Source organism: Lysobacter sp. Soil_C_59, from assembly GCF_057656415.1.
Genome location: NZ_JBDGKK010000002.1, coordinates 208,749 through 230,801, shown reverse-complemented (window position 1 = coordinate 230,801; position 22,053 = coordinate 208,749). Strand labels below are relative to the sequence as shown.

Annotated in this window: 18 protein-coding genes; 12 read left to right on the top strand and 6 right to left on the bottom strand. The window is 68.7% G+C overall.

All coding sequences use genetic code 11. The annotated features are described in order from the left end of the window. Positions 1 to 6: 6 nt before the first annotated feature. On the top strand, positions 7 to 852 hold the full coding sequence (locus tag AC3A3Q_RS04555; RefSeq protein WP_487585100.1) for an energy transducer TonB: 846 nt from the start codon (positions 7 to 9) through the stop codon (positions 850 to 852). 67 nt (positions 853 to 919) lie between these two features. Here the strand turns inward: AC3A3Q_RS04555 and rho are convergent, their stop codons facing one another. Together rho and trxA are read right to left on the bottom strand one after the other, a co-directional pair. Then, positions 920 to 2,692 (bottom strand): transcription termination factor Rho, encoded by a 1,773-nt coding sequence (gene rho, locus AC3A3Q_RS04550; RefSeq protein ID WP_487585099.1) that lies wholly within the window; start codon positions 2,690 to 2,692, stop codon positions 920 to 922. Positions 2,693 to 2,958: 266 nt separating this feature from the next. Further along, positions 2,959 to 3,285, bottom strand: a complete 327-nt coding sequence (trxA, locus tag AC3A3Q_RS04545; protein WP_200607627.1) for a thioredoxin TrxA — start codon at positions 3,283 to 3,285, stop codon at positions 2,959 to 2,961. Positions 3,286 to 3,571: 286 nt separating this feature from the next. Between trxA and rhlB the strand changes: the two genes are divergently transcribed. From rhlB to rpoH, 6 genes are all read left to right on the top strand, one after another. Then, a complete protein-coding gene (rhlB, locus tag AC3A3Q_RS04540; RefSeq protein WP_487585098.1) occupies positions 3,572 to 5,299 on the top strand; it encodes an ATP-dependent RNA helicase RhlB in 1,728 nt (575 codons plus the stop codon). A 129-nt stretch (positions 5,300 to 5,428) separates the two neighbouring features. Further along, complete coding sequence (gene ftsE / locus AC3A3Q_RS04535; protein WP_487585097.1) at positions 5,429 to 6,115, top strand: cell division ATP-binding protein FtsE; 687 nt, start codon at positions 5,429 to 5,431, stop codon at positions 6,113 to 6,115. 71 nt (positions 6,116 to 6,186) lie between these two features. Beyond that, positions 6,187 to 7,086 (top strand): permease-like cell division protein FtsX, encoded by a 900-nt coding sequence (gene ftsX / locus AC3A3Q_RS04530; RefSeq protein WP_487585499.1) that lies wholly within the window; start codon positions 6,187 to 6,189, stop codon positions 7,084 to 7,086. 11 nt (positions 7,087 to 7,097) lie between these two features. Continuing rightward, complete coding sequence (locus AC3A3Q_RS04525) at positions 7,098 to 7,940, top strand: response regulator (RefSeq protein WP_487581203.1); 843 nt, start codon at positions 7,098 to 7,100, stop codon at positions 7,938 to 7,940. Then, positions 7,937 to 8,656, top strand: a complete 720-nt coding sequence (gene ung / locus AC3A3Q_RS04520; RefSeq protein WP_487585096.1) for a uracil-DNA glycosylase — start codon at positions 7,937 to 7,939, stop codon at positions 8,654 to 8,656. Before AC3A3Q_RS04525 ends, ung begins: the two co-directional genes overlap by 4 nt. 114 nt (positions 8,657 to 8,770) lie before the next feature. Continuing rightward, positions 8,771 to 9,661: an RNA polymerase sigma factor RpoH gene (rpoH, locus tag AC3A3Q_RS04515; protein ID WP_200607617.1), complete on the top strand. Its 891-nt coding sequence runs from the start codon at positions 8,771 to 8,773 to the stop codon at positions 9,659 to 9,661. A gap of 140 nt (positions 9,662 to 9,801) precedes the next feature. Here rpoH and AC3A3Q_RS04510 read toward each other — a convergent pair whose 3' ends face one another. The 3 genes from AC3A3Q_RS04510 to tal form a co-directional block, all read right to left on the bottom strand. After that, on the bottom strand, positions 9,802 to 11,100 hold the full coding sequence (locus tag AC3A3Q_RS04510) for an NAD(P)/FAD-dependent oxidoreductase (RefSeq protein WP_487585095.1): 1,299 nt from the start codon (positions 11,098 to 11,100) through the stop codon (positions 9,802 to 9,804). After that, positions 11,097 to 12,425 (bottom strand): MFS transporter, encoded by a 1,329-nt coding sequence (locus AC3A3Q_RS04505; protein WP_487585094.1) that lies wholly within the window; start codon positions 12,423 to 12,425, stop codon positions 11,097 to 11,099. The genes AC3A3Q_RS04510 and AC3A3Q_RS04505 overlap by 4 nt, the downstream gene beginning before the upstream one ends. Positions 12,426 to 12,518: 93 nt before the next feature. Continuing rightward, positions 12,519 to 13,469 (bottom strand): transaldolase, encoded by a 951-nt coding sequence (gene tal, locus AC3A3Q_RS04500; RefSeq protein WP_487585093.1) that lies wholly within the window; start codon positions 13,467 to 13,469, stop codon positions 12,519 to 12,521. 144 nt (positions 13,470 to 13,613) lie between these two features. Here tal and AC3A3Q_RS04495 point away from each other — a divergent pair, with 144 nt between their 5' ends. Genes AC3A3Q_RS04495 through AC3A3Q_RS04485 form a run of 3 tightly spaced genes read left to right on the top strand, consistent with a single transcriptional unit; the run spans position 13,614 to position 17,664 of the window. Then, positions 13,614 to 14,360, top strand: a complete 747-nt coding sequence (locus tag AC3A3Q_RS04495) for an NYN domain-containing protein (RefSeq protein ID WP_487585092.1) — start codon at positions 13,614 to 13,616, stop codon at positions 14,358 to 14,360. A 56-nt stretch (positions 14,361 to 14,416) separates the two neighbouring features. Next, on the top strand, positions 14,417 to 15,172 hold the full coding sequence (locus tag AC3A3Q_RS04490; RefSeq protein WP_487585091.1) for a protein-L-isoaspartate(D-aspartate) O-methyltransferase: 756 nt from the start codon (positions 14,417 to 14,419) through the stop codon (positions 15,170 to 15,172). 5 nt (positions 15,173 to 15,177) lie between these two features. Beyond that, complete coding sequence (locus AC3A3Q_RS04485) at positions 15,178 to 17,664, top strand: spermidine synthase family protein (RefSeq protein ID WP_487585090.1); 2,487 nt, start codon at positions 15,178 to 15,180, stop codon at positions 17,662 to 17,664. A gap of 72 nt (positions 17,665 to 17,736) precedes the next feature. Here AC3A3Q_RS04485 and AC3A3Q_RS04480 read toward each other — a convergent pair whose 3' ends face one another. Further along, entirely contained in the window at positions 17,737 to 19,920 is a 2,184-nt protein-coding gene (locus AC3A3Q_RS04480) for a primosomal protein N' (protein ID WP_487585498.1), read from the bottom strand. Positions 19,921 to 20,381: 461 nt separating this feature from the next. Here AC3A3Q_RS04480 and AC3A3Q_RS04475 point away from each other — a divergent pair, with 461 nt between their 5' ends. After that, positions 20,382 to 21,392 carry a sigma factor-like helix-turn-helix DNA-binding protein gene (locus AC3A3Q_RS04475; protein WP_487585089.1) on the top strand — a complete coding sequence of 337 codons (1,011 nt, stop codon included), beginning with the start codon at positions 20,382 to 20,384 and terminating at the stop codon, positions 21,390 to 21,392. Beyond that, a complete protein-coding gene (locus AC3A3Q_RS04470) occupies positions 21,382 to 22,008 on the top strand; it encodes a DUF3106 domain-containing protein (RefSeq protein WP_487585088.1) in 627 nt (208 codons plus the stop codon). Before AC3A3Q_RS04475 ends, AC3A3Q_RS04470 begins: the two co-directional genes overlap by 11 nt. Positions 22,009 to 22,053 lie beyond the last annotated feature (45 nt).

Below are 22,053 nucleotides of genomic sequence, written 5' to 3'. Positions count from 1 at the left end.
AGCGCTATGAATGTCCTGAGAGCAATTGCCGCACTGGCCCTGATGGCGTGCTTCGGCGCGGCAGTCGCCGCAGGTCCGGCCGCGGTGCGCAAGCAGGTCGAGTCGACCCTGCTGGTGAAGGGCACGGTCGACATCGAACCCGATGGTCGCGTCAGTGGCTACGTGCTCGACCGTGCCGCCGAGCTGCCACCGGTGGTGACCAGCATGCTCGACAAGGCCGCTGCTACCTGGAAGTTCGAACCGATCCTGATGGCAGGCAAGCCGGTGCCGGCGCGCACCGAGATGAGTATCCGGCTGGCGGCAAAGCGCACTGACGACGGCAAGGCATTCGAGGTGCGAATCGCCTCCGGCAATTTCGGCAAGCCCAATGCGGAAGGCGACCTCAGCAGCCGCTCGCTCAAGCCACCGCGCTATCCGATGGACGCGGCGCGCGCGGGCGTTGCCGGCACGGCTTTCGTCATGGTGCGCGTGGGCAGGGACGGACTCGTGCAGGACGCCATCGCCGAACAGGTGAACCTGAAAGTGATCGACAGCGAGGCCGGCATGAACCGTTGGCGCCGTGTGCTCGGCGAGGCGGCAGTGCGCGGCGCCGCCGAGTGGTCGTTCAATCCGCCCACCCGCGGCGAGGACGTCGACGCCCCGTTCTGGCTCGTGCGCGTGCCGGTCGATTTCTACCTGGACCCGGTCAAGCCCCCCAAGTACGGGCAGTGGGACAGCTACGTGCCAGGCCCGCGCCAGAGCGCGCCCTGGCTGGGCGCGATCGACACGTCCCTGGGCGCCGACGCCGTGGCCGAAGGCACGATCCAGCCGCTCGGCACCGGCCCGAAACTGCTGACGCCGATCGGCGGCTGATACCTCCGCCGGCACCAACAAAAACGCCCCGCAGTGCGGGGCGTTCTTGTTGCATCAGATGGAGAACTCAGCGCTTCATCGAACTGAAGAACTCGTCGTTCGACTTGCTGGTCTTCATCTTGTCCAGCAGGAACTCCATCGCGCCGATCTCGTCCATGCCGTGCAGCAGCTTGCGCAGGATCCAGATCTTCTGCAGCAGTTCCGGCTCGATCAGCAGGTCCTCGCGACGGGTGCCCGAACGGTTGATGTTGATCGCCGGGTAGACGCGCTTCTCGGCGATGCGACGGTCCAGGTGCACTTCCGAGTTGCCGGTGCCCTTGAACTCTTCGTAGATCACCTCGTCCATCTTGCTGCCGGTGTCGATCAGCGCGGTGGCGATGATGGTCAGCGAGCCGCCTTCCTCGACGTTGCGCGCGGCACCGAAGAAACGCTTCGGGCGGTGCAGGGCGTTGGCGTCGACACCACCGGTCAGGACCTTGCCCGACGATGGCACGACGTTGTTGTAGGCACGGGCCAGGCGGGTGATCGAGTCGAGCAGGATGACCACGTCGCGCTTGTGTTCGACCAGGCGCTTGGCGCGCTCGATCACCATTTCGGCGACCTGCACGTGGCGCGCGGCCGGCTCGTCGAACGTCGAGGAGACCACTTCGCCGCGCACGGTGCGCTGCATCTCGGTCACTTCTTCCGGACGCTCGTCCACCAGCAGCACGATCAGGTGCACGTCCGGGTGGTTGTGCGTGATGGCCGTGGCCACCTGCTGCATCATCATCGTCTTGCCGGCCTTCGGCGGCGAGACGATCAGGGCGCGCTGGCCCTTGCCCTGCGGTGCCATCAGGTCGAGGATTCGGCCGGTGATGTCTTCCGTCGAGCCGTCACCGCGCTCGAGGCGGAACTTGCGACGCGGGAACAGCGGCGTCAGGTTCTCGAACAGGACCTTGTTCTTGCTCGCTTCCAGCGGCTCGCCGTTGATCGTGTCGACCACGGCCAGGGCGAAGTAGCGCTCGCCGTCCTTCGGCCAGCGGATGCGGCCCGACAGGTGGTCGCCGGTGCGCAGGTTGAAGCGGCGGATCTGGCTGGGCGAGATGTAGGTGTCGTCCGGGCCGGCCAGGTAGCTGGCCTCATGCGAGCGCAGGAAACCGAAGCCGTCGGGCAGGATCTCCAGCACGCCGTCGGCGGCCACGCCTTCGCCGTGGCGGGTCAGGACCTTGAGCAGGGCGAAGATGACGTCCTGCTTGCGGGCACGGGCGACGCCTTCCTGGATCTGCAGGGTGTCGGCAAGGTCGAGCAGCTTGTTCGCCGGCATCCGCTTGAGGTCGCCCAGCGAGTACTGCGGGAAGCCCTCGGGGACCTGCGGGTGCGGACGCGGCACGAACTGCTCGCCGTTGCCGCCATCGTCCTCCATGCCACCCTGGAAGCGGTCGCGCTGGCGGTCACGGCGGTTGCGGAAGCGGTCGCGGCGGTTGTTGCGGCCGCCTTCGTCGCCACCCTGGCCCTGGCCTTGCTGCTGGCCTTGCTGCTGGCCGCCGCCCTGGTTGCGGTTCTGGTTCTGGCCGCCCTGGCCTTGGCCCTGGTGCTGACCGCCCTGGCCACGGTGGCCCTGGCCGCCTTCGCCCTGCTGGGCGGGGGCGCCATCGGCGCGGGGTTCGGAGGAAGCGGCGGCCGGAGCGGGCGCGCTGGGGGCCGGGGCTGCCGGCGGCGGGGCTTCCGCGCGCGGCGCCGGGGCGCTGGGCATTTCGAGTTGGGTCTGTGCGGCGGCGGCGTTGTCGGCGGCCTTGCTCACACGCGGCTTGCGCACGCGCTTTTCGGCGGTGTCGCCAGCGTCGGGGGTGTTATCGGACAAGCAGGGATTCCTCGCTAAGGCGAGCGCTCGCAGACGGCGAGCGGGACGTCAGGGACGATGGGTTATCAGAGGGGGTGCGGCGCCGCGACTGGTCACGCGACAGGTCTACAAAACGCCGGGTGACACGAAACTAGCACTGCCAAAGCGTGTCGGCAAGCGTCCGGACAGGGGGCGTTCACATCGCCGGAGGGGCCGGCGGAGCTGCGCCCGGAGGGCGGGCGCAGCGGGGGGCTCAACAGGAGGGGCGTTCGGGCCGGAGCCCGGCCTCAGAGCGCCTTGTCGATCATCTGGCTCAGCTGGGCCTTGCCCACCGCGCCGATCTGGGTGGCCTGAACCTGGCCGTTCTTGAACAGCAGCAGCATCGGGATCGAGCGCACGTGGTACTTCATCGCCGTGTTGCGGTTGTGGTCCACGTTGACCTTGGCGATCTTGACCTTGCCCTCATAGGCAGCGGCCAGCTCGTCCAGGGCCGGGGCGATCATCTTGCACGGGCCGCACCATTCCGCCCAGAAGTCCACCAGGACCGGCTCGGACGACTGCAGCACGGCGGCATCGAAATCGGCATCGCCGACGTGCAAAATTTTCTCGCTCACGGGGTTCTCCTGCGGGTTGTATCGACGGCCGGGCAGCGGCACGGGCCGCCGGCCCGGCTGGGGCCGGCCCGGGACCGGCGGTGCCGGATCGGGCGTTACGGTAAACTGGGGCGTTTCGCGGCGACTTCAAGCCCGCCGCCGACACCGAACCGAGCCGGACCTGATGGGAATGACCCACTCTGGGACCGGCCCCGGCAGTCTGCGATGCGGACGCCACCCACGCAAGCGCACCGGTGCAAAACTGCAATCCGCAGATAGCACGGTCCCGCGGACAGACTGAAAGCTGATGAGCGACAAGCCCCTAACCGATATTTCCTTTTCCTCCTTCGACATACATCCGAGCCTGCTGGCCGGACTGGAAGCCGCTGGATTCACCCGCTGCACGCCGATCCAGGCACTGACGCTGCCGATCGCACTCACCGGCCGTGACGTTGCCGGCCAGGCGCAGACCGGCACCGGCAAGACGCTGGCGTTCCTGGTCGCGGTGATCAACCGCCTGCTGACGCGCCCGGCGCTGGCCGAGCGCAAGCCCGAGGACCCGCGCGCGCTGATCCTGGCGCCGACGCGCGAACTGGCGATCCAGATCCACAAGGACGCGGTCAAGTTCGGCAGCGACCTCGGCCTGAAGTTCGCGCTGGTCTACGGCGGCGTCGACTACGACAAGCAGCGCGAGCTGCTGCAGAAGGGCGCCGACGTCATCATCGCCACGCCCGGCCGCCTGATCGACTACGTCAAGCAGCACAAGGTCGTGTCGCTGCACGCCTGCGAAGTCTGCGTGCTCGACGAAGCCGACCGCATGTTCGACCTGGGCTTCATCAAGGACATCCGTTTCCTGCTGCGTCGCATGCCGATCCGCACCGAGCGGCAGACCCTGCTGTTCTCGGCCACGCTCAGCCACCGCGTGCTGGAGCTGGCGTACGAGCACATGAACGAGCCTGAGAAGGTGGTCGTCGAGACCGAGTTCATCACCGCCGCCAAGGTCCGCCAGAAGGTCTACTTCCCGGCCGACGAGGAAAAGATCCCGTTGCTGCTCGGCCTGCTGTCGCGCAGCGAAGGCGCGCGCACGATGGTGTTCGTCAACACCAAGGCGTTCGTCGAACGCGTTGCCCGTGCGCTCGAGCGCGGCGGTTACCGCGTCGGCGTGCTGTCGGGCGACGTGCCGCAGAAGAAGCGCGAGTCGCTGCTCAACAAGTTCCAGAAGGGCCAGCTCGAGATCCTCGTCGCCACCGACGTGGCCGCGCGCGGCCTGCACATCGACGGCGTCTCGCACGTCTACAACTACGACCTGCCGTTCGATGCCGAGGACTACGTCCACCGCATCGGCCGTACCGCCCGCCTGGGCGCCGAAGGCGACGCGATCAGCTTCGCCTGCGAGCGCTATGCGATGTCGCTGCCGGACATCGAGGCCTACATCGAGCAGAAGCTGCCGGTGGTGGCGGTCGAACCCGACCTGCTGGTCGCGCTGCCGCGTACGCCGCGCGAAGTGCCGGCCGGCGAGCCGGGCGAGGAAGAAGAAAGCATCGGCGCGATCTTCAAGGAAGCACGCGAGCAGCGTGCGGCCGACGAAGAGCGTCGTGGCGGTGGCAAGGGTGGTCGCAGCGGCAGTGGCGCCGGTGGTCCGCGTCGCAGCAGTGGCGGCCGTCCTGGCGAGCGTCGTGTAGGCGGCGCGCCGCGTGGCGAGCGCAAGCCGCGCGCGGCCGCAGCCGTGGCCGAGGCCGGTGCATCGGTCGTGGCAGCGCCGGTCGCAGCCGTAGCCGCCGCACCGACGCCGGGCCTGGCCGATGCCGAGCGCGCACCGCGCAAGCGCCGTCGCCGTCGTGGCGGCAAGCGCGTCGAGGGCAACGGTGAAGCGGCCGTCGCCGCAGCACCGGCACAGCAGGGCGGCAAGGCCACTCAGGTGCACGCGCAGAAGCCGCCGAAGGCCGCTGCGTCGGGCGAGAAGACGGGCCTGCTCAACCGCATCGGCCGCAGCCTGAAGTCGCTGATCACGCGCGCACCGCGCAGCCAGCACTGACGCTCCGAGCCCCTCTCCCGCCAGCGGGAGAGGGGACTTTCACGATCACCGTCGCGGTTTTATTGAGGCCGCTGGCCTTCCTCGCCCGCGCCACCGATACTTGGCGGCACGAGCAAGCACCGGTGAGCGATGAGCGTCCTGCGCTTCGACAATGTCAGCAAGCGATACAGCGGCGGCCACGACGCGCTGAGCGAAGTCAGCTTTGAAGTGGCGCCGGGCGAGATGCTGTTCGTGACCGGCCATTCCGGTGCCGGCAAGAGCACCCTGCTCAAACTCATCCATCTGTCCGAGCGGCCCAGCCGCGGCGCCGTGCTGTTCGGCGATCGGAACCTGCTCAAGGTGCGCGGCCGCCGTATCGCCCTGCATCGGCGCGAGGTCGGCGTGGTCTTCCAGGACCACCGCCTGCTCGCCGACCGCAGCGTCGCCGACAACGTCGCGCTGCCGCTGATCCTGCGCGGCCTGCGCCGTGGCGACATCGGCAAGCGCGTGCGCAGCGTGCTCGACAAGGTCGGCCTGGGCGCGCGTGCCGAAGCCCTGCCGACGCAACTGTCTGCCGGCGAGCAGCAACGCGTCGGCATCGCCCGCGCCATCGTCGGCGAACCGCGCCTGCTGGTCGCGGACGAACCCACCGGCAACCTCGACCCGACCCTGTCGGCCGAAATCATGGCGCTGTTCGAGTCGCTGCCCGAGCGCGGTACCAGCGTGCTGGTCGCCAGCCACGACCTGGCGCTGGTCAAGCGCATGAAAAAGCGCGTGCTGGTGCTCAACCAGGGTCGCCTGGTCGACGACATCTCGCCGCAGGACCTGGCCCAGTGAGCGCGCCTTCGGAAGCGACCAAGCCGCAGGCCCCGGCCGCCAAGGCGCGTCCGCAGGCGCCGCGTTCGCGCCTGGGCACCTGGTTCGACCACCACCTCTACAGCCTGGTCGCCAGCCTCGGCCGCATGTTCCACAAGCCCTGGGCAACCGCGCTGACCATCGGCGTGATGGCGGTGGCGATCACGCTGCCGCTGGGTCTGTGGGCGGCGCTGGGCAACATCGAGCGTTTCACCGGCTCGGTGCAGCAGGCGCGCCAGATCAGCCTCTTCCTCAAGCCGGCGGTCGCGCTCGACCGCGCTCGTGCGCTCGCCGACGAGTTGCGAGGCCGCGCCGATGTCGCCGCGCTGGAACTGCGCACGCCCGAGCAGGGCATGCAGGAGCTGCGCGAACGCAGCGGACTGGGCGAAGCCATCTCGGCCGTTGAAGGCAACCCACTGCCGAGCGTGCTGATCGTCAGCCCCAAGGGCGACGAAGCCATGCTCGCCGCCTCGCTGAAAAACCTGCCCGAGGTCGACGTCGTCCAGCACGATGCCGGCTGGCGCGAGCGCCTGGACAGCTGGCTGCGCTTCGGCGTGCGCCTGGCCTGGGTGCTGGCGATCCTGCTCGGCCTGGGCGCACTGTTGGTCGTCGGCAACACCGTGCGCCTGGACATCCAGTCGCGCCGCGAGGAAATCGCCGTGCTCCAGCAGCTCGGCGCCACCGACGGCTTCATTCGTCGCCCCTTCCTTTATCTCGGCCTGAGCTATGGCCTGGTCGCAGGCGCGATCGCGCTGGCGCTGCTGACGGCGGCCGACCAGGCGCTGCGCGATCCGCTGGCCGACCTAGCCCGCAGCTATGGCAGCAGCTTTACCCTGCGCGGCTTCGACCTGCGCCAGGCAGCGGCGATTGTCTTCGGGTCCGGCCTGCTCGGCTGGATCGGCGCCGGTCTCGTGACCGGTCATTACCTGCGCCAGACCCGGCCCATTTCGTAAGCAGTGAACGCATGACCTCCCACGATCTTCGCCACCTCGCCAGCACCGCGCCGCGGATCATGGTGGTGGACGGTTCCAAGCTGGTGCGCAAGCTCATCGGCGACGTGCTCACGCGCGAACTCGCCGATGCGGTGGTCGTGCCCTGCGCCGGCATCGCCGAGGCGCGCGCCGCGCTCGAAGCCGGCGCCGTCGACCTGGTCACCACCTCGCTGTCGCTGCCCGACGGCGACGGCATCGCCCTCGCCCGGGCAGTGCGCGAGGCGGCAGGGCAGGCCTACGTGCCGATCATCGTGGTCTCCGGTGATGCGCAGTCGCACCTGGAGTCGCGCAGCTTCACCGAGGACGTCACCGACTATTTCGACAAGGCGCTGGGACACACCGCGCTGGCGGCCTTCATCCGCGGCTACGTGCACCCGCAGCCGATCCCCGGCGCGCGCGTGCTCTACGTCGAGGACAGCAAGGTCGTCGCGCTGGCGACCAAGCGCATGCTCGAGCGTGCCGGCCTGAGCGTGCTGCACTTCATCGGTGTCGAGGAAGCGCTGGAGTTCCTCGAGACGCGCCGCGGCCAGGACGACATCGGCGCCGACCTGGTGCTGACCGACGTGTATCTGAAAGGCGCGCTCAGTGGCAACGACCTGCTCGAGCGCCTGCGCCAGGACTTCGGCCACGGCAAGCGCCGCCTGCCGGTGCTGGTGATGACCGGCGATGCGAACGCCCACAACCAGAGCGCGCTGCTGCGCGCCGGCGCGAATGATCTGGTGCTCAAGCCGATCGAAGAGCGCCTGCTGATCACCAAGACGCTGTTCCAGCTGCGCCTGTCGCGGTTGCCGGAGCAGGCGACGCTGGACGCATGAACGACGGCGGCGAGCGCGCCCACAGGATCGCACTCGAGCCATCCTGGAAAGAGCGGATAGGCGACTACCTGCAGCGTCCCGACATGCAGGCGCTGTCGACGTTCCTGCGCGAGCGCAAGGCCGCCGGCGCCAATGTCTATCCGCCCGGCCCGAACATCTTCGCCGCGTTCGACGCGACGCCGTTCGATGCGGCCAAGGTCGTCATCCTCGGCCAGGACCCGTATCACGGCCACGGCCAGGCCCATGGCCTGTGCTTCTCGGTGCTGCCCGGCGTGCCGGTGCCGCCGTCGCTGCTCAACATCTACAAGGAAATCGAGCGCGACCTGGGCGTCGCCCGGCCCGACCACGGTTGCCTGCTGCCATGGGCGCAGCGCGGCGTGCTGCTGCTCAATGCCGTGCTGACGGTCGAGGAAGGCCGCGCCGGCGCCCACCAGGGCAAGGGCTGGGAAGGCTTCACCGACCATGTCGTGGACACCCTCAACCGCGAACGCGAGGGCCTGGTGTTCCTGCTCTGGGGCAGCTATGCCCAGGCCAAGGGCAAGGTCATCGATACCCGCCGGCACCGGGTGCTCAAGGCGCCGCATCCCTCGCCGCTGTCGGCCCACCGCGGGTTCCTGGGGTGCGGCCATTTCTCGGCCGCCAACGAGTACCTGCAGCGGCGCGGGCAGGCAGGAATCGACTGGTCCCTGCCGCCCCGTGGCCAGCTGGCTGTCTGACTCCGCCTTTGGCGTCTTCCCCAACCTGAACGGTTCCATTGTTCTGCCACCGCAACAGTGCGGAACTTCCAGGCCCTTTAGCAGTCCTACAACCCGACTGCTAAGATGCCTGCCATGACCACGAACAGCCTTACCAATAGCGGCCTGTCCACTGCGCTGGTCGCCAACAACATCCCCGTGCCGAGCGCGCTTGGCTCGCTGGACGCCTACGTCAACGCGGTGCACCGCATCCCGGTGCTGACCGTGGAGGACGAGCAGGCGCTGGCCCGCCGGTTCCGCGAAGGCGAAGACCTCGATGCCGCCCGTGAGCTGGTGCACTCGCACCTGCGCTTCGTCGTGCATGTTGCCCGTGGCTACAACGGCTACGGCCTGCAGATCGGCGACCTCATCCAGGAAGGCAACATCGGCCTGATGAAGGCGGTGAAGCGTTTCGACCCCGACCAGGGCGTGCGCCTGGTGTCGTTCGCCGTGCACTGGATCCGTGCCGAGATGCACGAGTTCATCCTCAAGAACTGGCGCATCGTCAAGGTCGCCACGACCAAGGCGCAGCGCAAGCTGTTCTTCAACCTGCGCAAGTCCAAGACCCGCCTGGGCTGGATGAACGCCGAGGAAGTGCGCGCGGTCGCCAAGGACCTCAACGTCTCCGAGCGCGAAGTGCTTGAGATGGAATCGCGCCTGTCGGGCCGTGACATCGGCTTCGACGCGCCGGATGAAGACGACGATGGCGCGCCGCCGTCGCCGGTCGCCTACCTGCGCGCGGACGGCGAGGATCCCTCGCAGACCTACGAGCGCGAAGACGAGGAAGACGGCCACCTGGCGCTGCTGCGCGAAGGCCTGTCGGAACTCGATGCGCGTTCGCGCGACATCATCAAGCGCCGCTGGCTCGACGACGAAAGCAAGATCACGCTGCAGGAGCTGGCCGACGAGTACGGCGTCAGCGCCGAGCGCATCCGCCAGATCGAGGCGAACGCGCTCAAGAAGATGCGCGCGCTGTTCGCGGCGTAAGCATCAGCGATGCGATTTGCGAAACGGCCCGGGAAACCGGGCCGTTTCTTTTGCAGCCATCTCCAAGCCGCCACCCCCTCACCGTCATCCCGGCGAACGCCGGGATCCAGTGTCGGAGCATCAAGCGTCCAGACGCGCTGTCACTTCGAAGGCTGCGAGCCTGGATCCCGGCCTTCGCCGGGATGACGGTCTAGGTTGTCCTGCCCCAGGATGATCCGTGCGTGCCGCTGGTAGCTCCAGTACGCCCACGCCCAGTTGATCAGCACGATGATCCGGTTGCGGAAGCCGATCAGGAAGAACACGTGCGCGGCCAGCCAGAACCACCACGCCAGCAGGCCGGACAGCTTGAACCCGTGCAGGTCGACCACCGCGGCCATGCGGCCGATGGTGGCGAGGTTGCCGAAGTCCCGGTAGCGGAACGGCGGCGCCGGTTTGCCGGCCAGGCGCGCACGGATCGCCGTGGCCACATGCGCGCCCATCTGCTTGGCCGCAGGCGCCACGCCGGGCACGGGCTTCCCGTCCTGCACGACGCTGGCGAGGTCGCCGGCGATGAAGATCTCCGGATGGCCGGGCACGCTCAGGTCGGACGCCACCGGCACGCGCCCGGCGCGATCGCGCTCGACGCCAAGCAATGCGCCCAGTGGCGAGGCGGCGACACCGGCGGCCCATAGCACGGTGCGCGCGGGCACGAACTGGTCGCCAAGGGTGAAGCCACGCGCATCGATCGCGCTGACCGGCGTGCCAGTCACGACTTCGACGCCAAGTTTCTCCAGCTGCCGCTGCGCCTTCGCAGACAACGACTCCGGGAATGAAGCCAGCACGCGTGGGCCGGCTTCGATCAGCCGTACGCGGGCATGCGACGGATCGATGTTGCGGAACTCGCGCTTGAGCGTGTGCCGCGCGATCTCGGCCAGCGTGCCGGCCAGTTCGACGCCGGTCGGTCCGCCGCCAACCACGGCGAAGCTCAGCCACGCGGCACGCTCGTCGGCATCGTCACACGCCTCCGCGCGCTCGAATGCCAGCAGCAGCCGGCGACGTATCGCCAGCGCGTCGTCGAGCGTCTTCAGCCCGGGCGCGTCGCCGCTCCATTCGTCGTGGCCGAAGTAGGCGTGCGTGGCACCGCTGGCAAGCAGCAGGCAGTCGTAGGGAAGCTGTTCGCCATCGGCGAGCGTGACCGTGCGCGACGGCATGTCGATGCCGGTGACCTCGCCCAGGCGCACCTCCACGTTGCGCTGGTTGCGCAGGATGTGGCGCAGCGGCGCGGCGATGTCAGGCGACGACAGGCCGGCGGTGGCGACCTGGTAGAGCAGCGGCTGGAACAGGTGGTGGTTGCGCCGGTCGATCAGGGTGATGTCGACGTCATCGCCGGACAGTGCGCGTGTCGCCCAGAGGCCGCCAAAGCCGCCGCCGACGACAACGATGCGTGGACGCGGTCTCATGCGTTGGCAGCTCCTTGTTGTGCATCATCCTGATCCCGGTCGATGCGGGAATGAAGCTTGGTGTCGCGCATGAACACGTAGACCGACAGCGACACCGCGACGCATGCGGTCACGTACCAGTAGAAATACGATTCATGGCCGATCTTCTTGAACCACAGCGCCAGGTACTCGGCGGTGCCGCCGAACACCGACACGGTCAGCGCATACGGCAAACCCACGCCGAGCGCGCGTATGTGAGCCGGGAACAGCTCGGCCTTCACCACCGCATTGATCGACGTGTAACCGCTGACAATCACCAGCCCGGTCATCACCCACGCGAACGCGCTCCAGACGCTGCCCGCCGCCGCGAGGCCGCTGAGGATGGTGTACGTGCACAGCGTGCCGAGCACGCCGAAGGCGATCAGGATCGGGCGCCGCCCCGTGCGGTCGGACAGCGCGCCAACCAGCGGTTGCAGGAGCATGAACACCAGCAGGGACGCCGCCGAGATGAGCGTGGCATCGGCCTTGCTGAAGCCACCGGTGTTGACCAGGAACTTTTGCGGGTACGTGGTGAAGGTGTAGAACGACAGCGTGCCGCCCATGGTGAGGCCGATGACGGTCAGCACTTCGCGCGGGTGCTGCAGCAGCGCGCGCAGGCTGCCGCGACGCTTCACGTCGTGGCTGCGGGCGGCCATGAAGGACTCGGTCTCCTGCATGCCGCGACGCAGGTACAAGGCAGTCACCGCGCACAGCGCGCCGACCACGAACGGGATGCGCCAGCCCCAGTCGTGCAGCTGCTCTTCGGTCAGCAACAGCCGCTGCAGCAGCACCAGCAGCCCGAGTGCGAGCAGTTGTCCCATCACCAGCGTCACGTACTGGAAGCTTGACCAGAAGCCACGTCGGCGAGCGTCGGCCATCTCGCTCAGGTAGGTCGCCGAGGTGCCGTACTCGCCGCCGACGCTGAGGCCCTGCAGCAGCCGCGCGAACACCAGCAATGCGGGAGCGGCCAGTCCGATGCTGTCGTGCCCCGGCGCCACCGCGATCAGCAGCGAGCCGGCGCACATCAGCAGCACCGACAGCATCAGCGCCGCCTTGCGGCCGTGGCGGTCGGCGTAGATTCCCATCAGCCAGCCGCCGACCGGACGCATCAGGAAGCCGACTGCGAACACCGCGGCGGTGTCGAGCAACTGCGCGGTGCTGTCGCCCTTGGGGAAGAAATGCGGTGCGAAGTAGATGGCGAACGCGGAGTAGGCGTACCAGTCGTACCACTCCACCAGGTTGCCGACCGAACCGCTGAAGATGCTGCGCAGGCGGTTGGCGGGAGTGATCCGGGTCGTCGCATCCATGCGCACAGTTTGCCTCAAGCCGACGGGGGCGGCTTCAGCCGCTCCGACCGGAAGTTGGCAGGTCGCGGCTGATGCCGCGACCACGGGCGGCGATCAGCGCAGCCGATCGGCCAGCAATGCCTCGAGCTTGCGCTGGTCGGCGGCGAAGCGGCGGATGCCGTCGGCGAGCTTGTCGTTGGCCATTGCGTCTTCGTTGTGCTGCCAGCGGAAGGCCGCTTCATCGAGCACGGCCGGGGCCGGTGCGCGGTCGCCGGTGTCATTCAATGCGCGCGGCACGCCGCCTTCGCTGGCGGCCAGTTCGGCCAGCAGCTCCGGCGAGATGGTGAGGCGATCGCAACCGGCCAGCGCCAGCACCTGCCCGGTATTGCGGAAGCTCGCGCCCATCACCACGGTGTTGAAGCCGTGGCGCTTGTAGTGGTGCCAGATGCGCGTGACCGACTGCACGCCCGGATCGTCCTGCGGCGTGGCCGGCTTCTCGCCGCCGTTGGCCAGGTGCCAGTCGAGGATGCGGCCAACGAAGGGCGAGATCAGGAACACGCCCGCCTCGGCGCAGGCCACGGCCTGGGCGAAGGAGAACAGCAGGGTCAGGTTGCAGTTGATGCCTTCGCGCTCGAGCTGCTCGGCGGCACGGATGCCTTCCCAGGTCGAGGCGGTCTTGATCAGCAGGCGCTCGCGGCCGATGCCGGCCTTCTCGTACAGCGCGACCAGCTTGCGTGCCTTGGCCAGGGTGGCGTCGGTGTCGAAGCTCAGGCGCGCATCGACTTCGGTCGAGACCCGGCCCGGGATCAGCTTGAGGATTTCGGTGCCGATGGTGACGGCCAGGACGTCGGACGCGTCGGCGACGCGCTCGCTCAGGTCGGAGCCGCGCGCCTGCGCCAGCGCCGAGTCGATCAGCGGCGAATACGCCGGGATCGAGGCGGCTTTGAGCAGCAGCGAGGGATTTGTGGTGGCGTCGAGCGGATGGAAGCGGGCGATCGCCTCGATGTCGCCGGTGTCGGCGACGACGGCGGACAGGGTGCGCAGTTGTTCGAGCTGGCTGGTCATGGTGTCGGTGGCTTCGGTGTCGGGCTCATTCTCTCCGATTAGATCATGGTAGCGCTAACATTCGTACGCCCACCCCCGTCATGCCGTCACCGCCGGCCTGGGGTAGGCTCGCCGGGACCCCCGAGCCCTGCCAGGAAGCGTGTCATGGCCGAACCCGAGCGCCGCATTGCCCTGCTGATCGACGCCGACAACGCGCCGGCCGCCAAGATCGACGTGATCCTGGCCGAGGTGGCGCGCCATGGCGTGGCCAACGTCCGCCGCGCCTACGGCAACTGGAAGAGCCCGCACCTCAAGAGCTGGGAGGTGACGCTGCACGAGTACGCGATCCGGCCGATCCAGCAGTTCGCCTACAGCAGCGGCAAGAACGCCTCCGACATGGCGATGGTCATCGACGCGATGGACCTGCTCTACGCGCGCAATCTCGACGGTTTCGCGATCGTCTCCAGTGATGCCGACTTCACTCCATTGGTGATGCGGCTACTGACCGAAGGCGTGAAGGTGTATGGCTTCGGCGAGAAGAAAACGCCGCTGCCGTTCGTCAATGCATGTTCCAAGTTCACCTACCTGGAAGCGCTGGGGGAGCCGAGCACCGAAGCCACGGCAGTCACCAACAAGCCGCGCAGCGCCAAGGAACTGCGCGACGACACGCGCCTGCTGCAGATGCTGCGCAGTGCGGTGGAATCGGCCAGCGGCGATGACGGCTGGGCACACCTGGGGCAGGTCGGCCACCAGATCAGCAACCAGGCCTCGTTCGATCCGCGCAATTACGGTTTCCGCAAACTCAGCGACCTGATCGAGGCCACCGGCCTGTTCGAGGTCAATCGCGAAGACCAGATCCTGTGGATCCGGCCCAGGCAGCGGGCCAAACCCAAGGTCGCCAAGAAAACCTGAGGCCTTCACGCCTCCCTTGCCGAAAGGGTAACGGGACAGCTCCTAGACTCGCCGCCATGCAGGGCGGTGCCACCATCGCCGGAATCGCGCGCATGGCCGCGGCAGTGACAGTGGTCGCGGTCGCGGTGCTGTGCTGCGCCACCGCGCACGCACGGCAGGGCGATGCCTATGCGCAGCCACGGCGCGCGCTGATCGCGGAGCTGCAAGCCGAGGCGCGCGCCGACGCCGGCACCACCGCACGCATCGACCGCGACGTGCTCGATGTACTCGCCCGCGTGCCGCGCCACGAGTACGTGCCGGCAAACGAGCGCCGCCATGCCTACGAGAACCGTCCGCTCGCGATCGGCCACGGCCAGACCATCTCGCAGCCCTACATCGTCGCCCTGATGACCACGCTGGTGCGGCCGCGCACGGGACAGAAGATCCTCGAGATCGGCACCGGCTCGGGGTACCAGGCGGCGGTGCTGGCAGAGTTCGACGTGCAGGTGTACTCGATCGAGATCATCGCGCCGCTGGCCGAGCAGGCGGCGAAACGGCTCAAGCGCCATGCCAACGTCAGCACGCGAAAGGGCGACGGCTACTACGGCTGGAAGGAGCAGGCGCCGTTCGACTCGATCATCGTGACGGCGGCCGCGTCGTCGATACCGCCGCCGCTGCTGGCCCAGTTAAAGCCCGGCGGGCGCATGGTGATCCCGGTCGGCAGCAGCTTCTTCACCCAGACGCTGATGCTGGTGGAGAAGGACGCGCAGGGGCGCGCGCGAACGCGACAGGTGCTGCCGGTGCGGTTCGTGCCGTTGACGGGCGGGCACTGACGACCGTGGCGGAAGCTGCCGACGCCGGCCTTTTTGCCGCGGTTCCGGAGGAAGCCCGCGGGCGATTGCCATTCGCCATCGGATTGATCTCGGCTGCCGCGCTCGCATACCAGTTGCTGTTGATGCGCTGGCTGGCGATCGAACACTGGCACCCGTTCGCGGTGATGATCATCAGCCTCGCACTGCTGGGGCATGGCGCCAGCGGTAGCTGGCTTGCGGTGTGGCTGCGCGGGCGCGGCAACGAGTATCTGGCGCCGCGATTCGAGGGTGTGTTCGCGGTGTGCGCATTGCTGTTCGCGGTCACCGCGGCGCTGGCCCTGCTGGTGGCACGAATGGTTCCGTTCAATGGCCTCGAGCTGGTCTGGGATCTGCGCCAGTTGCTGTGGCTCGGCGCGCTCTACCTGGTGATGGCCGTGCCGTTCTTCTTCGCCGCCAGCTGTTTCGGGCTCGCCTTCGCCCGTTACGGGGCGCGCATCCCGGCGCTGTACGGTGCCGACCTGATCGGCGCCGGCGTCGGTGCAATGGCAGCACTGGCGCTGAGCTACCTGCCGACCGGCCGCGGCCTGGTGCTGGCGGCACTGGGCGGTGTCTGGGCGGCCTTCCTGGTATCACGCGTCAACTGGCGCCGGATCGTGGCTCTGCTCGTGGCGGTCCTGCTGGTGGCAATGATCCCGACGAAGCTCCTGCTGCCGCAATCGAACCCGTACAAGGGCTTGAGCAAGGCGCTTCTGTTGCCGCAGGCCCACGTCGTTGCGCAACGTTGGGGACCTTACGGCTGGATGACGGTACTTGATAGTCCGCGGGTGCCGTTGCGGTACGCGCCTGGCATGAGCCTCGGCTACGTCGGCGAACCGCCGGCGCAGCGTGGTCTGTTCACCGACGGCGACGGCTTGTCGGTGATCACGCGAACTGCCGCCGCGCAGCCTCGGCAATGGCTTGACGCGATGACGTCCGCGCTGCCCTATCACGCGCGGAAACCGCGATCGGTGCTGGTGCTGGGCGCGGGCGGCGGCATGGAGGTCTTGCAGGCGCTGGCGCTGGGAGCGGCCCGCGTCGACGCGGTCGAGTTGTCCGCGCAACGCCTGGCGATGGTGCGCGACGACGAGGGCCGCTATGCCGGCCAGTTCTATCGTGATCCACGCGTGCACACCGTCGTCGCCGAGCCGCGTGCGCATGTGCGCGCCGACCGCAGGCAACACGACCTGATCGTGCTGGCCGGTGGTGAATCATTCGCCAGCGGCGGTGCCGGCGTGCAGTCGGCGAGCGAGCAGTACGCGCTGACCGTCGAAGCGATGGGTGACTACCTCGAACGCCTGTCGCCGACCGGAATGATTGCCATCACGCGCTGGAGCAAGCAGCCACCGCGCGATGAGCTCAAGCTGGCGGCGACGATGGCCGGAGCGCTGCGATTGCGCGGCGTTGCCATGCCCGCCCGACACGTCGCGGCGATCCGCAACTGGGATGCGAGCACCTGGCTGTTGTCGCGGCGCCCCTTCACGCAGGACGAAGTCACGGCGGTGGCGCGCTTCGCGGAACAACGCGGCTTCGATGCGGTGCTTCTTCCGGGCGTCCGGCTCGATCCGGCAAACAATCTGCACGTGCTCGACCCGCCGTACCTGTTCAATGGCGCGCAGGCGTTGCTGTCGCCGCGTGCGAACCGGTTCGCCGACGACTACAAGTTCATGATCGAGCCCGCCAGCGATGACCGTCCGTACTTCGGTCACTACTTCCGCTGGCGCAGCCTGCCGGAGCTGTGGAAGTTGCGGGGGGAGGGCAGTGCGGTGCTGCTCGACTCCGGGTATCTGCTGCTGGTGGCGGCGCTGGTACAGGCATTGCCGTTGGCGTTGCTTCTGGTGCTGCTGCCGCTGCGGGTGCTGGGGCAAGGCGATGCAGCGCAACCGGGCGAGATCTCGCGCACGCGCGCTGCGGCCTACTTCACCGCGCTTGGGCTGGCGTTCCTGCTGATCGAGATCGCGACGCTGTCGCGGTTGACGCTGCTGGTGGGGCATCCGTTGCTGGCGGCGACCGCCGGGCTCGCCGGCGTGCTGCTCTTCGCCGGCGCGGGAAGCCTGCAGGCGCAGCGCTGGCTGGCCCGGCATGACGCCTCACCTCAGGCCATCACGTTGCACATCCGCTGGGCGGTTCGTGCGATCGCGTTGGGAGTGCTGTGGCAGGTGGCGGTGTTCGCCATCGCCATGGAGTACGCCGCGTCGTGGTCGCCCATGGCCCGCGCACTGCTGGGGCTGGTCGGAATCGCGCCGATGGCGTTCGCGATGGGGATGCCGTTCCCGCTCGGGCTGGCGAGGCTGGCACGAACGGCGCCCGGATTCGTGCCGTGGGCGTGGGGTCTCAACGGTTGCGCGTCGGTGCTGGCGGCGATCCTGGCGCTGCTGCTGGCGATGGCGTTCGGCCTGCGCGCGACGCTGCTGATCGCGCTGGTGCTGTACGTGTTTGCGGCGTGGGTCTGGCCTGTGCGGACACCGTCACCGTAGGAGCGAGCTTGCTCGCGATCGAGCGCGTCCGTAGCCCTTCGCGAGCAAGCTCGCTCCTACGCCGGGCTTGGATCAGTAGAGATCGACCGGGTCGACATCCAGTGACCAGCGCACCTTGCGCGCATCAGGCAGCGCATGGATTGCCGGCATCGCGGCATCCAGCGCCGAATGCAAAGTGCGTCGATCGGCCGCCGAAAGCAGCAACTGCGCGCGCTGGTAACCGGCACGACGTGGCATCGGCGCCGGCAGCGGCCCGTGCAGGTCGAGGGCGGCGCCGGTGTCGTGCACGATCGCGCGCGCTGCACGCAGGAAGCCTTCGCAGGCCTCGGTGTGCTTGGCTTCCGCGCGCAGCATCGCCAGGTGCGCGAACGGCGGGAAACCGGCGGCCTCGCGCTGCGCCAGTTCTTCCTCGGCGAATGCGGAATAGCCACCGGTCAACAACGTGGCCAGCAACGGATGGCCCGGGTGGTGCGTCTGCAGCAGCACTTCACCGCGGCGTTCGGCGCGGCCGGCGCGACCGGCGACCTGGATCAGCAATTGCGCCAGCTTCTCCGGCGCGCGGAAGTCGGCCGAGAACAGGCCTTCGTCGATGCCGACCACCGCCACCAATGTCAGCTGCGGCAGGTCGTGGCCCTTGGCCAGCATCTGCGTGCCGACCAGGATGCCGCGCTGCGTGCCGAAGCGGGCCAGGTGCTGCTCCAGTGCATCTCGGTGCTGGGTGGTGCCGCGATCGATGCGCAAAACGGGGACGTCGGGGAAGCGTGTGGCCAGGGCCTCCTCGATGCGTTCAGTGCCCGCGCCCTGCGCCTGCAGCGCCAGTCCGCCGCAATCGGGGCAGGCATTGGGCACCGGCCGCCGCGCACCGCAATGGTGGCACTGCAGGCGACGTCCGCCGGCATGCACCGTCATCGGCGAATCACATCGCTGGCACTGCGCGCTCCAACCGCAGTCGTGGCACAACAATACCGGCGCATAACCGCGCCGGTTCTTGAACACCAGCACCTGGCCGTCGGCATCGAGGGCGCGGCCGATCGTGTCGAGCAGTTCCTGCGACAGGCCGGCTTCCAGCGGGCGCTTGCGCACGTCGCACACGCGCACGGTCGGTGGCTGTGCATCGCCGGCGCGTTCGCGCAGGCGCAGGTGTGTGTAGCGACCAATCTGGGCGTTGCGCAGGGTTTCCAGCGACGGCGTCGCGCTGCCCATCACCACCGGTATGCCGAGCGTCTTGCCGCGCACCAGGGCGAAGTCCCGCGCGTGGTAACGGATGCCGTCGAGCTGCTTGAAGCTGCCGTCGTGTTCTTCGTCGATCACGATCAGGCCGGCATCGGGCATCGGCAGGAACACCGCCGAGCGCGTGCCGACCACCACTCGCGCTTCGCCGCGGGCGAAGGCAGCCCAGGTGCGGGCGCGCTCGGCGTCGCCCAGTCCCGAGTGCAGCGCGTGTACCGGCACGCCGAGGCGGGCGCGGAACCGCGCCAGCGTCTGTGGCGTCAGGCCGATCTCCGGCACCAGCACCAGGGCCTGGCGGCCGCGCGCGAGGCAGTCGGCGATCGCGTGCAGGTAGACCTCGGTCTTGCCGCTGCCGGTGACGCCGTCGAGCAGGTGGGCGGCGAAGCTGTCGCGGCTGGCCAGCACCGCGTCGACGGCGGTCTGCTGCTCGGCGTTGAGGGACGGGCCGGGGCGGGGCGCGGGTGCCCTCGTCGACACCGGTACTGCGATCCGTTCGGCCAGCTCGCGCTTGGCCAGGGCGCGGGCGGCGCTGCGCCAGTCACCAAGGTCGTCGTCGAGGGTGTCTTCGTCGCAGGCGCCGTCCTGCAGGCGGTCCGCCAGGCGTCGCGGCTTGCCGGCGCGCAGGCGCTCGCGCGCCGTCTGCCCGGCTTCGGTCAGTTGCCAGGCCCAGGCGTGGGTATCGGCCAGGGGCTCGCCGCGGCGCAGGGTCGCCGGCAAGGCGGTCGCCAGCACTTCGCCAAGCGGGGCGTGGGTGTAGCGCGCCAGCCAGCGCAGCGATTCGAACAGCTCGCCGTGGAACACCGGCTGTGGATCCAAACGCGCCAGGGCGTGCTTGAGCTGCGGCGCGTCGTCGCCGGCGGCGCCGACTTCGGCGATCACCCCGACCAGTTCCCGGCTGCCGAACGGCACCCGCACCCGGCTGCCGACATCGCCCGCGCTCGCTGCCTCGCCCACGGGTGGCAAGTAGTCGAACAGGCGGGGCAATGGCAGCGGCAGGGCCAGTCGCCAGACTGGCGAATCAGGCATCGGGGCATCGGGCATCGGCGCAGTCTACCGAGGCGCGAGGGCAGGCATGGCACCCGGGGAAAGTTGCGGGGCATTGCTCCCCGCTCTGTGACAAAAGTCACGCAAGTGGTGGAAGTACAAGGCAATTGAGCCTTATCCACATCGCCTGTGGATAAATCTGTGCATGGTCTGTCGGGAGATTGGTCCGACTACAGAAAAACAGGCCTTGCGGGCAAGTTGGTGAAAAAAGTGCCAACGCGGTTATTCTGTTTTTAATCAATCAGTTAACTGTGAAACATCGCTGTCATGCAGTCATGGGGCGGGGTCGGGCGTCCCGGTGTGACGATTCCATTACTGCTGTGCACAACCGCTTTTCGGGTGCGGGCCGCGTCCTGCTTCGCGGAGCACGTGTTAGCGCGTTGTCAAGCGGTTTTGTGGCATGTCGTCATCGCTATGATGCGGGGCATGGTGATGCAGTCCCGATGAGCGTTTCTTCCCCCTCCCACAACCCGACCCCGCCCCCTGCACTGTCCGCGTTCCTGCGCGGGGTGGAGCGTCGTGGCGCGGTCCTGGCCGAGCTCCAGGCCGGCGATGCCAGCCTGGGCGATGCCGCCCTGGCGGCGGCGATGGCGCAGTTCCGAAGCGAGGCCGAGTCGCTGGCGATGCCGGCCTGGCCGACCCGGTTCTGGGGCCTGCTGCTGGCCCAGCCGCAACTGCGCAACCGCACCGCGGTGGCCTTGCCGATCGATGTGACCGACCGCCTTGGCGAGCTCGGCAGCGGCCCGCGTGCGGCCTTGCTGCTGCGTGTCGCCGCCGGGCTGTCGGAAGACGAGGGCGCGGCCGTCCTGGGCGTGTCCCAGCCCAGCTTCCGCCTGGCGCTGCAGCGGGCGCTGCCGCACCACGAGGATGGCCGAGCCGATCCGGAGGCGTGGCAGCGCCTGCGCGAGCAGATCCATCGCCGCATCAAGACCCTGCCGACCGACCGCCTGGTGCGCCTCAGCGCTGCCCGCGACGCGGTGATGCGCGGCCCAGCACCGGCATCGTCGCCCACCGCGCCGACTGCGGCGCGGCCACGGCCGCGCTGGCTGATGGCCTCGCTGTGGGTGATGCTGGCGACGTGCGTGCTGGCGCTGGCGGCCAGCTTCATCTGGCCCGACCTGCTGACACCCTGGCAGCGTGCGCTGGGCCTGGAACCGGGCGTGAAACGCGTGCGCGTGGAACCGTTGCCGGAAGGCGACGAGCCGGCCGCGCGCTATTCCCCCGAAACCGCCCTGATCGCCCACCGTGACTTCGACCTGCTGGCCGATCCGCAGGCGCAGGCAGACGCCCGTGACCTCGAGTTCCACAGTTGGTACGCCGCGCAACAGGACGCGGGCGTGACCGAACCGACGCCCCCCGCCGACGTGCCGCCAGCCGACACCATCGCCCCGTCTCAGGCGGCCGGACCGCCGGCGGGCAGCGAGACCGAGACGGAGTCCTCCGATGCGCCGTAACCATCGGTTCCTTCCCCTGGCGCTGTTGCTGGCCATCGCTTCGGCCGGGTCGACCCCACCGGAGCTGCGCGACGTCCTGGCCAGGCTGCCGCCGAAGGCGCACGCGCAGTTGCAGCGGCAAACGCAGCAGTGGGCTGCATGGTCGCCGCAGCAGCGCGCGGACTATTCACGACGCGCGGCGGAATGGGATGCGCTGCCGCGCGGCGAACGCGATGCGATTCGCGAGCGATACCAGGCCTGGCGTGCGCTACCGGCGCAGGAGCAGGTACGCATCCAGGCAGCCGCGACGCAGCTGGCGACGATGCCGGCCGAGCAGCAGCGCGCCTGGCGCGCGCAGTTCGACGCGCTCGATCGCAGCGAACGTCGTGGCTGGTTGCTCGGGCCATCGATTGGCGGCGACTACGCCATGTTGCAGCCGCTGCTGGCGCAGGTGCCGGAGCAGGAACACGCGGCGCTGCTGCAGGCGCTGCGGACGATGACGCCGCAGCAGCGCAAGGATCTGGGCGTGCTCGCTCAACGAACCCCGCCGGCCCGGCGCGAGGAATTGCGCCGCGGCCTGCTGACCGCCGGTGCCGATGGACGCGGCGACTGGCTGTGGCAGCAGATGCAGCACTAGGGCCTTTGTCCGCTGGCTGGTAGGAGCGAGCTTGCTCGCGATCAC

Coding starts and splice junctions, on each gene's coding strand:
- ftsE (WP_487585097.1), top strand. CDS start 5,429: ATGAGCGTCCTGCGCTTCGACAATGTCAGCAAGCGATACAGCGGCGGC.
- AC3A3Q_RS04490 (WP_487585091.1), top strand. CDS start 14,417: ATGCAGGGCGGTGCCACCATCGCCGGAATCGCGCGCATGGCCGCGGCA.
- rpoH (WP_200607617.1), top strand. CDS start 8,771: ATGACCACGAACAGCCTTACCAATAGCGGCCTGTCCACTGCGCTGGTC.
- ung (WP_487585096.1), top strand. CDS start 7,937: ATGAACGACGGCGGCGAGCGCGCCCACAGGATCGCACTCGAGCCATCC.
- AC3A3Q_RS04475 (WP_487585089.1), top strand. CDS start 20,382: ATGAGCGTTTCTTCCCCCTCCCACAACCCGACCCCGCCCCCTGCACTG.
- rhlB (WP_487585098.1), top strand. CDS start 3,572: ATGAGCGACAAGCCCCTAACCGATATTTCCTTTTCCTCCTTCGACATA.
- AC3A3Q_RS04480 (WP_487585498.1), bottom strand. CDS start 19,920: ATGCCTGATTCGCCAGTCTGGCGACTGGCCCTGCCGCTGCCATTGCCC.
- AC3A3Q_RS04525 (WP_487581203.1), top strand. CDS start 7,098: ATGACCTCCCACGATCTTCGCCACCTCGCCAGCACCGCGCCGCGGATC.
- tal (WP_487585093.1), bottom strand. CDS start 13,469: ATGACCAGCCAGCTCGAACAACTGCGCACCCTGTCCGCCGTCGTCGCC.
- AC3A3Q_RS04510 (WP_487585095.1), bottom strand. CDS start 11,100: ATGAGACCGCGTCCACGCATCGTTGTCGTCGGCGGCGGCTTTGGCGGC.
- AC3A3Q_RS04505 (WP_487585094.1), bottom strand. CDS start 12,425: ATGGATGCGACGACCCGGATCACTCCCGCCAACCGCCTGCGCAGCATC.
- AC3A3Q_RS04555 (WP_487585100.1), top strand. CDS start 7: ATGAATGTCCTGAGAGCAATTGCCGCACTGGCCCTGATGGCGTGCTTC.
- AC3A3Q_RS04470 (WP_487585088.1), top strand. CDS start 21,382: ATGCGCCGTAACCATCGGTTCCTTCCCCTGGCGCTGTTGCTGGCCATC.
- AC3A3Q_RS04495 (WP_487585092.1), top strand. CDS start 13,614: ATGGCCGAACCCGAGCGCCGCATTGCCCTGCTGATCGACGCCGACAAC.